The organism is Bacteroidales bacterium, assembly GCA_021157585.1.
Lineage (GTDB): Bacteria > Bacteroidota > Bacteroidia > Bacteroidales > UBA12170 > UBA12170.
In genome coordinates this window covers 1-14,039 of sequence record JAGGWH010000007.1, presented here as the reverse complement: position 1 = coordinate 14,039, position 14,039 = coordinate 1, and the positions used below count along the sequence as shown (strand labels likewise).

Genomic DNA, 14,039 nt, shown 5'->3' with positions numbered 1-14,039 from the left:
TCAGATTTACGGGATGCAATTTCGTTATGATGAAAATAGAAACCTAGAACCATTTCCAATTGTTGATCCGGAGTATGTAGATCAGCGAAGAAAGGAAATTGGATTGGAGTCTTTAAAAGACTATTTGAAAAGAAAGATTAATTATGATTGGATTGTTGTTCAGAAAACCAGATAATATAGAATCGCTGAGAATCGCTGAGAATCGTTTAAAAATTCTTTTTGAAAAATACTGCGCGCGTATTACGGGCTTCATAATACAAGGCGCAAATTCCTTAACATAAAATCTAACGATATAGAATGCGTGGGCGTTCTATATTTGATTTGAAAAATACTGCGTGCGTATTACGGGTTTCATAAAACGAGGCGCAAATTCCTTTACATAAAATCTAACGATATAGAACTCGAAAAGCGTCCTATATCTGATTATGTAGAATACTTCGTATTATGGACTTCATAAAACGAGGCGCAAATTCCTTTACATAAAATCTAACGATATAGAACTCGAAAAGCGTCCTATATCTGATTTTATGTAAAATACTTCGTATTACGGACTTTGCTACTAAATGCCTCATAATTAATATTATGTTAAATAGATTATTTAAAAAGAAAGGAGATAGAATTTATCTATCCCCTATAATCAAAAGTATCTTATTAATTATTTAATTCTTTAAGCTTATCCATCTGCTTAGTAGATGTGTAAATTTGACGCAAGGCTTTTAAAACATCGCCATCTTCTGGATTAATAGCATATGCACGTTCAAAATATGGTAATCCTTCTAAGAAAGATATATTGGCTTTTTCCATTAATTCATTATATTTATCAGTTTCGTCAAACGATAGCTCATTAGCTTCTATATATAAATCAAAAGCAACGGTATAATAAATATGTCCTAAATTATATAATGCTAAAAAGTAATCGGGATTAATTTCTAATGCTTTTTTGTAATAAAAAACGGCATTATCACTATCTTTTACTTCTTTATAAGAATCTGCAAGAGCTAAATATAGACTGGCATTCTCAGGCTCTAGTTCTATAGATTTTTTCAATTTACTAATAACTTCATCAAATCTACCCTGCCCTAACAAAATGTTAATCTCTGCAATAAGAATAGTATTATCATTAGGGAATTTTTCACGGCCCATTCTAAGAACTTCTTCTGCCTTTTCAAAATTTTCTTCTTTTTTATAAACATTAGCAAGTTCACTGTAAATGTTTGCCTTATTATATCCCATTTCAATTAGTTGAGCATATCTTTCTTTAGCTATATCGTTTATTTCTCCACTTGAAGCTGATAATGCTGAAGCATAGATTGTTAGAGTATCGATAATATCAATAACTTCGTTAGTATAAGTTGCTTTGTCAAATAGATCTATTGCTTTTTCAAAAGAATTTGCTTCGTAAGCAGCAACGCCATTTGCGTAAAAAGTATTTGCCAGCTGAAGTACATTAGTTGATAAATCAAGATATAAAGTATTTTTTTCGTCTAATTTACTTGCTTTTTTATAAGCTTCTAAAGACTTCTCTAATGCATTTGTGTCCAAGCTTTTAATAGCTTCATCTGTATTTGCACCTATTTGGGCATAAATCTGACCATAATATAACCAAGTTTTGGTATCATTTTTAGTTTTTTCGTGATTTACAGCTAAATCTATTAATTCTTTAGCTTTTACCAAATCGCCCGCATTAAGTTTGGATTTAGCCGCATTTCTTTTACTATTTTGAGCATTTGCAATCAATGAGATTGAAAATATAAATACTAATAAAACTGTAATCTTTTTCATCTTGTATAAATTAATTATTTCTTCTTTATTTTTTAAATTATTGTATTTTCGTCCGTTTCGGAGTCATTAGTAGACTCTGTATCTTCAATTATTGTGCCATCATCTTTTTTGTTATTTTCTTCATCCTCATCAGCCTGAAACTGCTCTACCTTAGCAACTGAAGCAATAGAATCGCCTTCAGATATCTTTATTAGTCTGACACCTTGTGTATTACGACCCATAACGCGAATTGCATTATGTTCACCTCCAACAGCCATTCTAATTAAAATTCCCGATTTGTTAATAATCATTAAATCATCTAAGTCGGTAACATTTTTAATGGCAATAACATTACCTGTTTTTTCTGTAATATTTAGTGTTTTAACTCCTTTTCCTCCTCTATTTGTTTCGCGATAGTCGTCTAGTTTAGAACGTTTTCCGTAACCATTTTCAGAAACAACTAAGATATCGAAATCAGGGCGATCTAAACAAATCATTCCGATAACTTCATCCTTTTCGTTTTGTAATTTTATTCCTCTTACACCAGCAGCATTTCGTCCCATTGCACGTACAAGTTTTTCGTTAAAACGAATTGCTCGTCCCGCTTTACTTGCAATAATAACTTCATTTTTGCCATTTGTCAAACGAGCTTCCAATAAGGTATCAAACTCTTTAATTGTAATAGCATTTATGCCATTAACACGTGGACGGCTGTATGCTTCCAAAGATGTTTTTTTGATAATTCCCTTTTTTGTTGCTAGAATGATAAAATTATTTTTAACATACTCTTCATTCTTGATATCCTTAACATTAAGGTAAGCTTTTACATTGTCATCTGTAGGGATATTAATAATATTCTGAATAGCCCTGCCTTTTGTTGTTCTGCTTCCTTCGGGAATTTCAAATACACGAAGCCAGAATACACGACCTTGCTCTGTAAACAATAGCATATAATCGTGCATACTTGCTACAAATAAATGCTCAAGAAAATCTTCGTTTTTTCCAACAGAAGAACCTTTTGCACCGCGCCCGCCCCTATTTTGAACACGATAATCAGTCAGAACAGTACGTTTAATATAGCCGGCATGAGAAATAGTAATAACTACTTCTTCATCAGGAATAGTATCTTCTATGCGGAAATCAGCAGCTGAATATTCTATCTTGCTTCTACGTTCGTCTCCGTATTTTTCTTTAATCTCAATAAGTTCTTGAGTAATAATTTCCATTCGAATCTCAATATTGGCAAGGATATCTTTTAAATGAGTGATAAGTTTAATAATCTCATCATATTCAGCACGCAATTTATCCTGTTCTAAGCCTGTTAAATGGCGTAGGCGCATATCTACAATAGCTCGAGATTGAATATCGGAAAGGTTAAAACGTTCTATTAATTTAGTTCGTGCATCATCAGCATTTTTAGAAGCTCTAATAATTTTAATCACCTCATCAATATTATCGGAAGCAATAATTAATCCTTCTAAAATATGAGCTCTTTTTTCTGCTTGATCTAATTCGTATTGAGTTCTACGGATAACCACATCGTGACGATGCTCTACAAAATGATGAATCATATCTTTTAGATTCAACATCATAGGACGTCCGTGAACAAGAGCAATATTGTTAATGCTAAAAGATGTTTGAAGTGCCGAATATTGATATAACTTATTCAGTACCACATTAGTATTAGCATCTCTTTTCAATTCAAAAACAATACGCATACCATTACGATCACTTTCATCTCGAATATCGGATATTCCAAGAATTTTTTTATCGTTAACTAAATCGGCAATTTTCTTAACCATCTCCGATTTATTAACTTGATATGGGATGCTAGTTGCTATAATCGCTTCTTTACCCGGTCTAATTTCTTCCAGATTAGTTTCGCCACGCATTACTATTCTTCCTCTTCCGGTTTTAAAAGCTTCAATAACTCCATCGTAACCATATATTATACCTCCTGTTGGAAAATCGGGAGCTTTAACATATTGCATAAGTTCACTAATAGTAATGTCGTTATTTTTTATATAAGCCAAGATACCATCAATAACTTCGCTAAGATTATGAGGTGCCATATTGGTAGCCATACCAACAGCAATACCCGATGCTCCATTTACTAATAAATTAGGGATACGTGTTGGTAAAACAGTAGGCTCTTTAAGGCTATCATCAAAGTTATTTTGAAAATCGACAGTATTTTTTTCAATATCTACGAGAGATTCCTCTGAAATCTTACGTAAACGAGCTTCGGTATAACGCATAGCAGCAGGACTATCACCATCGACACTACCAAAGTTTCCTTGTCCATCAACAAGTGGATAACGTAATGACCATTCTTGCGCCATACGTACCATAGCATCATATACTGAGGAGTCGCCATGTGGATGGTACTTACCTAATACTTCTCCAACAATTCTAGCAGACTTTTTATAACTCTTATTTGAAAGTACTCCTAAATCCAACATACCAAAAAGAACTCGTCTGTGGACAGGTTTTAAGCCATCTCGTACGTCGGGTAAAGCACGTGAAACAATTACAGACATAGCGTAATCGATATAAGCCGATTTCATTTGATTGGCAATGTTTACCTTAACTATTCTTTCTCCTTCACTCATAGTATTTAAAATTAGTTATTTCACCGTTTAACTTACCGTTTAAGTAGGCTTTAAAAGGCGATTTTCTATGCCGAAATTAGCATAGGAAAATAGGGTGCGAAGATACGATTTATTATTGAAAAAATATGGTTTTTGATATGGTAAATAAGGATAATTTTAACAAGTTTATGTTGAAAAAATGTAGTCCGCAAAAGAATTACCACTATTTTTGTGCTTAGATTTGAACTAATAAAAATTTATACAAAAATAAAGTATGGAAGCTAAATTCTCACAACGTGTTCGCGATGTCCTTTCCTTTAGTCGTGAAGAAGCCATAAAACTTGGAAATGAGTCTATTGGAGTTGAACATCTGTTTCTTGGAATACTAAGAGAAGGAAAAGGTATTGCTTTTCATTTAATGTCCGAAATGGGCATAGATTTAAATAAAATAAAAAGTATAATTGAAAAGTCGATAAAAAATACAGATAGATTAATACCTCCGCAAGAGGGTATTCCCTTTGTAAGGTTGGCAGAGCGAACAATAAAATTAACTTATTTGGAAGCGAAACTCTTTAAAAGCGAATTAGTAGGAACAGAACATCTCTTGCTTGCAATATTAAAAAATCAAGATAATATAGTCACTCATTTATTAGAAAGTAATGGCTTAGATTATAAAAAAGCGTATAGTGAGCTGGCTCAGTTTTATAATTCTTCAAAAACAGAAGATAAATCTCCTGAGTTTTTTACGAGTGAGATTGAAGATGAGCCTCTTGATAAGCCCGAATATAGAAAGGAGAACCCTAAATCATCGTCTAAGAAAGCCGATGAAATGAAATCTTCCACTCCTGTCTTGGATAATTTTGGTCGTGATTTAACACGTCAGGCAGAAGAAAATCGTTTGGATCCTATTGTTGGACGCGAAAAAGAATTAGAGCGTATTGCTCAAATATTAAGTAGAAGAAAAAAGAATAACCCAATTTTAATTGGCGAACCCGGTGTTGGTAAATCGGCAATAGCAGAAGGCTTGGCTTCACGAATTGTAAATAGAAAAGTATCCAGAGCTCTTTTTGGTAAACGTGTTTTTACCTTAGATTTGGCATCTATTGTTGCCGGAACTAAATATCGTGGTCAGTTTGAAGAGCGGATGAAAGCTATTTTAAACGAACTGGAAAAACATCCCGAAATAATTCTATTTATAGACGAAATACATACTATTGTTGGTGCCGGTAATGCTTCGGGTTCTTTGGATGCATCTAATATGTTTAAGCCTGCGCTTGCGCGTGGTGAGATTCAATGTATTGGTGCAACTACATTAGATGAATACAGAACACATATAGAGAAAGACGGAGCTTTAGAACGAAGGTTTCAGAAGATAATGGTTGAAGCAACTAATCCTGAAGAAACAATAACGATTTTACAAAATATCAAAGATCGTTATGAAGACCATCATTTGGTAAAGTATACCGACGATGCTTTAAAAGCTTGCGTTTCGCTTACAAACAGATATATGAGTGATAGGTTTTTACCGGATAAGGCTATTGATGCTTTAGACGAAGCAGGTGCTCGTGTTCATATTACACATATGAATGTTCCACAAAATATTATTGAAATAGAAAATAATATCGAACTTGTTAAATCAAAGAAAAAAGAGGCTATAGGAAAACAAAAATTTGAATTGGCAGCTGAACTTCGCGATAGCGAAAGAAAATTAAGTGAGGAGTTAGCTATATCTAAACGTGAATGGGAAGAAAACTCAAAGATTAATCGCGAAATTGTTGGTGAAGAAGAAGTGGCTCAGGTTGTTGCAATGATGACAGGGATTCCCGTTCAGCGTATTGCTCAAAATGAAACCGATAAGTTAATAAGTATGGAAGACGATTTAAGGGCTTCTGTTATTGGGCAAGATAATGCAATAAAAAAGGTAGTAAAAGCAATTCGTAGGAATCGTGCCGGATTAAAAGATCCAAATAAACCCATAGGTACATTTATTTTCTTGGGTCCTACAGGCGTTGGTAAAACATATTTAGCTAAGATGTTAGCCCAAAATATGTTTGACTCTGCCGATACTTTAATTCGTATTGATATGAGTGAGTATATGGAGAAATTTGCTGTTTCTCGATTGGTTGGAGCTCCTCCGGGTTACGTTGGTTACGAAGAAGGTGGTCAGTTAACAGAAAAAGTAAGACGTAAGCCCTACTCTATTATCCTTTTGGATGAAATAGAAAAAGCACATCCAGATATTTTTCACTTACTTCTTCAGGTTTTAGATGATGGACAGTTAACCGATAGTTTTGGACGTAGAGTGGATTTTAAAAATACCATTGTTATAATGACTTCCAATATAGGCTCTCGTCAGTTAAAAGATTTTGGTAGTGGTGTTGGCTTCAATACTTCAACAAAAGCAAAAGGAAGAGCCGCAAACACTGCAGGAGTGATTGAAAATGCTCTTAAACGTGCTTTTGCACCGGAATTTCTGAATAGGATTGATGATGTTATTATTTTTGAAAGTCTTGAACGTGATGATATTCATAAAATCATTGATATTGAACTACAAGGTTTGTACTCTCGTATTGGACAAATGGGTTATAAGATTAAAGTAACCGAAAAAGCCAAGGATTTTCTACTGGAAAAAGGCTGGGATCCCCATTTCGGAGCCAGACCACTAAAACGTGCTATTCAGAAATATATAGAAGATGAATTAGCAGAAGAGATTATAAATACTAAATTGTCTGAGGGTGACTTAATTAAGGTTGATTTTGATAAAAAGACTGATCTTCTAAAAGTTAAGATTACTAAACCTCGATCTAAGAAAAAATAACTCACAAAAAAGCCTGTTCCGAATATTTCGGAACAGGCTTTTTTTAAGTCCTCTAATTCTTATTTTATTGAATAATCAATTTGAAATTTTGAATATCTGAGTCCATATCTTTTATTTGCAAAATATAAATTCCTGAATTTAAGAAACTAATATTTAGTTTGTCGTTACTGTTTACGTTTTGTTCTAATTCTACTTGTCCAAGATAATTATAGATTACTAATTTAGAATTAAGAGAAACAGTTCCTTTTAATTGAATCCATTCTTTTGCAGGATTTGGATAAACAGAAATAGATTGAAATGCTATATCATCCTCAATACCGACACCAACAGCTGTTCCTGTGATATTTATATCATCTAACTGCCAAGTTTCAGACTCTGTTCCGCAAGTATATTTAAAGGCAAAAGTTATTTCGTTTCCTGTAATGGAAGATAAATCAATAGTACCGGATTCAACCCAAGTATAGTCTCCTGTTGAAAAATAGGCCTGATCAGACAAATCAGTCCAATCAGCTAAATTAGGATCTCCTGAACCGGAATAGTTATCGGAATAAAGTATTTGGAAAGTTGTTGTTGCATCAACATAATTCATTGATGTTTTAAAAGACAATGATTCATTGATATATGAATCAAAATCTATTTGAGGAGTTACTAACCAATCTTCGTTTGGTGTTGCTCCACTTCCATTCCATCCCGACATTTTAGCATAAGAATTTCCCGTTCCGCTATATGTATAACGTATCCACGATTGATCATTTCCAACAACATTTATACTTGAAAAAATCCCTAGGTCTCCATTTTCAAAATCTTCGTTAATAGGTAATAATGTTACTCCGGCAGGTGCTGCAACAGTATAACTATATTCTGATGAGGAACTTGTTTCTGTATCGTTATCAGTAGCTGATATTGAATAATAAACCGTAATTCCGGCTGACTGAGCAGAAATATCTGCAGAATAAACATCGCCATTGGCTTGCATTACTTCTTGATTTGTTAAGGAACCACTTGATAAACCCCAATTTAATGTCGCGCCGGTAATTGTTCCTCCGTCAGTAATTGTAGCATAAATTGTAACTGCTTCGCTAGCTGAAGGCTGTAATGGCTGGTTGTATATATTTCCGATATTTGGTGCTGTTGTAGCAGTTCCCCACACAGCAGCAACATATTCAGGGTGATCGATAAAGGGATTACGATTATGCTGGATGTCATAAACAGCATTATTCCTGTCTGTTTCTTTCTGACTAACAGGGTCTTGTTCGTGCCATTTGATTAATAAATCAAGATGCCATTCTTCATAAACAGGATAAGTAGACCCGTCTAATACTACACTGCTCCAGCTACTAATAACATCTTCATAACGTGTTGCCATATAAAAATAAGTACGAGCAAAATCGCCTTTATACTCATCAATGGGTTCAAAAACAGTTCCTGAATATCCGGCTGTACTGTTTGAACCTAATTTAGAACCATTAGTAGATGTCCAGGAAGGATCACTAACTTCACCAAAAGGATAGTTACTACGTTTTCCGTTTACGTAACCATCTGTCGGGTAAATATGAAATAAATCGGTAACCATAGGTGCGTCTTCATAAAACCAACTTTTTGGAAAGCTATGCTCACGGTTGTAACAACTACCTTCGCCTGTATAAGAACCACATTGATTGGTTCCAAAAGTCCATTCATAAGCAGGAGTACCTCCCGGAACATCGCTATACATATCCCATACTTTTCCGTTTGCCTTTTTATCTGTTGTATAAAAAGCATTCCATACTCCCGGAGTGTATGATTGTGCACTATGATTTTTAATTATGTTATAGAGTGTGGTTTTGAGTTGTGCTCCACTTTGCCCTTGTGCATTATCATAATAGCCCGTAGGTATTTGAGCATAGATTAAACTGACAAATAAGAGATTGATAAAGAGTAGTAATAGCTTTTTCATTTATAGATGCAATTAATTTAAAAAATAAGAGGCAAATGTAAGAAATTTTAATATTGTTTTACATGGTTTTTATTGCTTGTAGAAAAGCTTAAAGTAATCAGGGTTAATATCCATATTTTCAATACGTTTGTAAAATTTTATGAAAGTATAGTCTCCGGCGGCTTCTATCATTTTTAATGCTAAAACCTGACCGTTTTCCTTAGAGAAGTAAATTTCTATGGCTGATAAATAGTTTCTTAATTGAGGATTTTTTGGTGAAAAGCTTACAATATAATATTGATCATCTTTATAAAAAGTTTGATCATAATCCATACTTTCTGAAAGTAATTCCCCTTTTATACTTTTAGTTATTAAAGTGTTCATTTGCTGAAAAAGCTGATTTGAACGCATATCCATCGAATACATATCACCCTCATCGTTTACCTGCATCTTACCATCACTCATAATAATAATGTAAGGATAGGGTTTTTGGTATTCCCAACGAATTTTATCGGGGCTGACAAACAAAAACAAACCTTGAGCTATAAGTTTATCTTCCATAAAACTAAAAACCTTTTCCTGAACAAAATTGGCTTGGATACTTGAGATATTTCGAGTAAAAGCATTTAAAGTAGCACTAATTTCAGACTGCTCTTCTTTACTAATTTCTTTCCTGTCCTGACTCATAGCAAGTGTAGGAATTAAAAAGAAAAGTATAGTTATATAAAAGATATTATTTTTCATTTCTTAAAGTATCAGATTTAATTTTTCTTGGTTTTCGATTGACCAATATAATTTCTTGCTTAGTTGTTTTGTTCTTATCAACATAAAAACGAGCGTCTTTAAACCAAGGAGGTCTAAATCTAGCTAAAGCATTATTTGAAAAACCAAAAGGTTCTGCCGGAATTTTAAATTTTCTAATATCAAGCGAATCATTTCCATTTAAATCCTGAAACACTGCAATGGCATACCATCCGGAGTTTAAGTTCTTGAAAATTAGTGTTTCATTTGAAGATTTAACGGCAATTTTTCTCAGCTTACATTTTGTGTTTATATTAAAATTTGCAAATTGAAGAGAATCATTGGTAAGTGAAATAAGTAAGTTTCCCCTAAGATTTTCTATATTTTTTAATTCGACGATAATAGAAGCATTTTGTGCATTTGAACTTTCAACCACTATCAGAAATAATACTATAAAAAGGCTCTTAATAAAAAATTTCATTTTTAATATCTCCTTGTTCAAAAGTACTTAAATAAGGCATACTTATTTTCAGCGTTTCAACAGATTTTTCTCTATTGTCGTGAAAAAGTAAAATATCTCCTCCCCTAACTTTATTTCTTATTCTTTGGCTTATTTCTTTTGCACTTTGCTTTCCGGTATCAAAACTCCGGAATGACCATGCAATACTTTTAAGTTTAGTGTTTTTTAAAGCTTTTTTTAAATTTGGATTAGTAACACCGTATGGTGGACGAAAGTAAACTATTTTTTCTCCAATAATATCTTCCAATATAGTAGAAGTTTGATTCAATTCTCTTGTCATCACTGAGTTGGAGCGTAGATCAAACCATTTTTCATGAGTAAAAGAATGATTAGCTATAATATGACCTCTCTGATAAATTTCTCTTACTAATTCGGGATATTTTTTTGCTTTTTCACCTATTAAAAAGAATACGGCTTTTTTATCATATTCATCTAAAAGATTAAGTATTTGAGGCGTAATTTCAGGATTGGGACCGTCATCAAAAGTTAATAAAACAGCTCTATTATTAGATAGTTTTTTTAACGATTTGAAGTAGAAATCGGCTTTTATAAAGGCTGAACCGTAAGCTAGAAATAACGGATAAATTAAAAAAGGTAAAATAAGGTATAAAGGATTGATTAAGCGAAGGTTAACTAACAATAATATTATTAATTCGCTAATTAATAAAAGCCAATTTATGTTCTTGTAATTTAACATTGTGAAAACAATATTAAACTATGTTCGTTCTTTTGGAACTGATTGTAAAGCAGTATATTATGAAGTTTAGTAGGCGTTCCTCCTTTATAAATAACACTTTTTGGAATATATTGTTTTTGAAGTATTTGAGCTGCCATCCAAGTTCCAAAAGCTGAAGCAGTATAAAACTCACCACATAAATGTTTAAACCAAGCAATTGTTGTTTTAGGAAAAAGATGATCACTCACCGCATCATAGACTTCTGTTTCTGATGAAATTCCATTATAACCCATAATTACAAGGTCGATATCTTTTGTATTTAGCTTATTATTTTTCAGAAACTCCTCTATTATTTCAATAACAGAATCGGGTTTGTAAAAAAACTTTAGGTCGAGCAATTTGGCGTATGACGATAATTTTTTTTCTTTTTCTAAGACAAAAAAGTTGCTCCCCTGTCCTATTATTGTTCCATCTTCTTCAGGATTTCTTAGCTGTAAATTAGAAACCCCATCCTTTTGATGACTCCAAATAGATTTTAGTAAAATTATATGTTTATCGGTCATCTCATCAAAACCACCAACCAAAGCATTTTCTATTTCACCATCATCAAGCATCATTTTAGCATCGTGCAAAGCTGTTTCAAAAGAAAATCCCCTATGCACATAAGTCATATTGTAATTATGGCAAGCCAAACCAAGAGCAATACTTCCGCCAATGGTGTTATGAGTAGATTGAATAAAACTGGTTGGAGTGAGAAAAGTTTCTTTATTCTCAGTCATATTTGATAAGAATTTTTCAGTATCCAACGCACAACCTAAACCTGTTCCGGTAATTATAGCATCGGGCATTTCCAAATTACTATCCTTCATAGAAATGTGTGCAGCTACAATGCTATTCCGAATAATTTTACTCATTCGGCGTAAATTCTTAGGTGGAATATATTCTTTATATGGTGGTTCAAGAATTGGCAAAAAAGCGTTTGTATATTCAATAATATTACTTAGGAAAGTAGAATTATCTTTTGTCTCTTGTGGAGAAATTGAACCTATGCCATTGATGTATATTGCCATATTAATGCTTTCCAAAAATAATAGAAGAGTTATTACCGCCAAAACCAAATGAATTGGACAAAACAAAATTTAGTTTTAAATTTCGGAGAAGTTCTGTTTCCGGACTGAAATTCAATTCTTTCATTTGTGTTTTAAAGTTTAAATTGGGATAAATAAGCTGATGTTTTAAAGCTAATATAGAAAAAACCGATTCAATAACTCCGGCTGCTCCAAGTGTGTGACCTGTAAAAGGTTTTGTAGAACTTATTTTTGGCAATTTTTTACCAAAAACTTCTTCTATAGCAAGACCTTCAGATAAATCATTATTCAGAGTTGCTGTTCCGTGAGCATTGATATAATCAATATCCTCGGCTTTTAGTTTTGCCATTTTCAGTGCTTTACTCATTGCTAAAGCAGCACCTTTCCCTTCCGGCGAAGATGCTGTTTGATGATAAGCATCGTTGGCATTTGCGTAGCCCACAACATAGCCCAGGATTGCTTTGTCGTCCACCTCCGATTCTCTTTCTAAAACTAAAAATGCAGCCCCTTCACCAAGATTTAATCCGGCTCTATTATCATCGAAAGAACGACAATTTTGTTTGTCTAAAATCATTAAACTATTAAAGCCGTTAAGAGTGAATTTTGTGAGAGAATCCATGCCACCTACCAAGACTTTATCAAGAACCCTATTCTTAAGTAAGCGAGCCCCAAGCATAATGGAATTAGTTGAAGACGAACAAGCTGTAGAAATAGTTGTCAGGTAATCTTTTATTCCTAAATCATCTGCAATTTTTTCGGTGCTATCGCCGGCATCGTGAGTACTGATAAAGTCTTCCCCTGTCCCATTCTTAATAAAATCGCAATAAAACTCTTCGCTCTTTCGCATTCCTGCGACTGTGGTAGCCGATACGAGTCCTTTTTTACTTTTATAGTCCTTAGAAAGTTTAGCCTGATTCCAAGCTTCGCGTGCAGCAAGTAATCCAATTAAACTCGTTCTACTCCAACCTTTGTTGAAAGTAAATCCAAGTTTCTGAGTCAATTCCTCATCGGTAAAGGGAATTTCACCAACCGGTAATTCTCCCTTATGGATGGTATTAAGGATACGAATTGCTTTAATCCCGGATTGACTTTTAAGTAAAGCATCAAAATTTTGTTCTACATTAAGTCCAAGTGCCGAAACAACACCTATACCGGTAATTGCAATCCTATCTACCATAAGTTCTATTTATTTTTGTCGAGATTGAATATAATTGGCCATTGTTTTAACGGAGTGAAAGATTGTTTTTCCATCTTTTGGATTCTCAATCTTTATTCCGTAGTTTTTTTCGAGTAAAACGATAAGTTCCAGAGCATCAATAGAATCAAGTCCTAAGCCATCACCAAATAAAGCTTCATCGGCATCAATATCATCCGGCTCCATATCTTCCAAATTAAGGGCTTCTATAATTTCTTTTTTTAATTCTTGAATTAATTTATCCATGTTAATAATTTGTATTTTGTGTATGTTTCTTTAAGTGTATTTAAGTCAAATATTTCTCCTTCTTTATTCTCAACAAGCATTAAAAATGCCTCATAATCATCATTATCAATATTCACATAGCCAACGATAGTAGCATCTAATTTATTATCAATAAGTAATTTATTTGTGTATTTATAAATAAATTCAGTATCGAATTCTTCGCTTATAAATACGGCATTTTCTCCTTTGAATTTATGTCGGATACAAATTTCGCCTGTCATAATATTTGGTAAAGTGTAAACGAAATTTGCCGGACTTGGAAAATAAGATTCTTTATCATCTAAGCTTGCCTGATGTTTTGAATCCATAATATAAGTTGAGGCAGAGTTCCCCACAATAATTCCTATTTTCTCCGATTTATAGATTTCTGTTAGTGAACGATTTTGTAAAAGAACTTCTGTAGATAAAAATCCTAATTTACTTAAAGCATCCATCTTGAAGTATTTCGG

General features: G+C 33.2%; 11 protein-coding genes. 1 reads left to right on the top strand and 10 read right to left on the bottom strand.

Annotation, left to right across the window (positions count from 1 at the left end):
- Positions 1 to 651: 651 nt before the first annotated feature.
- Together J7K39_00215 and gyrA are read right to left on the bottom strand one after the other, a co-directional pair.
- Positions 652 to 1,782: a tetratricopeptide repeat protein gene (locus tag J7K39_00215; protein ID MCD6178303.1), complete on the bottom strand. Its 1,131-nt coding sequence runs from the start codon at positions 1,780 to 1,782 to the stop codon at positions 652 to 654.
- 32 nt (positions 1,783 to 1,814) lie between these two features.
- Entirely contained in the window at positions 1,815 to 4,373 is a 2,559-nt protein-coding gene (gyrA, locus tag J7K39_00210; protein MCD6178302.1) for a DNA gyrase subunit A, read from the bottom strand.
- Between the two features lie 253 nt (positions 4,374 to 4,626).
- On the opposite strand from gyrA, the gene J7K39_00205 reads away from it, so the two are divergent.
- Positions 4,627 to 7,170: an ATP-dependent Clp protease ATP-binding subunit gene (locus J7K39_00205; protein MCD6178301.1), complete on the top strand. Its 2,544-nt coding sequence runs from the start codon at positions 4,627 to 4,629 to the stop codon at positions 7,168 to 7,170.
- A 64-nt stretch (positions 7,171 to 7,234) separates the two neighbouring features.
- On the opposite strand, the gene J7K39_00200 is transcribed toward J7K39_00205, so the two are convergent.
- From J7K39_00200 to J7K39_00165, 8 genes are all read right to left on the bottom strand, one after another.
- Positions 7,235 to 9,106, bottom strand: a complete 1,872-nt coding sequence (locus J7K39_00200) for an endonuclease (protein MCD6178300.1) — start codon at positions 9,104 to 9,106, stop codon at positions 7,235 to 7,237.
- A 69-nt stretch (positions 9,107 to 9,175) separates the two neighbouring features.
- On the bottom strand, positions 9,176 to 9,829 hold the full coding sequence (locus J7K39_00195; GenBank protein MCD6178299.1) for an outer membrane lipoprotein carrier protein LolA: 654 nt from the start codon (positions 9,827 to 9,829) through the stop codon (positions 9,176 to 9,178).
- Positions 9,819 to 10,307, bottom strand: a complete 489-nt coding sequence (locus tag J7K39_00190) for a DUF2141 domain-containing protein (protein ID MCD6178298.1) — start codon at positions 10,305 to 10,307, stop codon at positions 9,819 to 9,821. Before J7K39_00190 ends, J7K39_00195 begins: the two co-directional genes overlap by 11 nt.
- Positions 10,291 to 11,043 (bottom strand): polysaccharide deacetylase family protein, encoded by a 753-nt coding sequence (locus J7K39_00185; protein ID MCD6178297.1) that lies wholly within the window; start codon positions 11,041 to 11,043, stop codon positions 10,291 to 10,293. The genes J7K39_00190 and J7K39_00185 overlap by 17 nt, the downstream gene beginning before the upstream one ends.
- Positions 11,037 to 12,092: a hypothetical protein gene (locus J7K39_00180; GenBank protein MCD6178296.1), complete on the bottom strand. Its 1,056-nt coding sequence runs from the start codon at positions 12,090 to 12,092 to the stop codon at positions 11,037 to 11,039. Before J7K39_00180 ends, J7K39_00185 begins: the two co-directional genes overlap by 7 nt.
- Position 12,093: 1 nt before the next feature.
- The gene (locus tag J7K39_00175) at positions 12,094 to 13,287 is read right to left on the bottom strand and encodes a beta-ketoacyl-[acyl-carrier-protein] synthase family protein (protein MCD6178295.1); all 1,194 of its coding nucleotides are present in this window, start codon (positions 13,285 to 13,287) and stop codon (positions 12,094 to 12,096) included.
- A 9-nt stretch (positions 13,288 to 13,296) separates the two neighbouring features.
- Positions 13,297 to 13,551: an acyl carrier protein gene (locus tag J7K39_00170; protein ID MCD6178294.1), complete on the bottom strand. Its 255-nt coding sequence runs from the start codon at positions 13,549 to 13,551 to the stop codon at positions 13,297 to 13,299.
- Positions 13,539 to 14,039, bottom strand: a 501-nt coding sequence (locus J7K39_00165) for a hypothetical protein (GenBank protein ID MCD6178293.1), incomplete at its 5' end; no start/stop codon positions are given. The genes J7K39_00170 and J7K39_00165, both read right to left, overlap by 13 nt.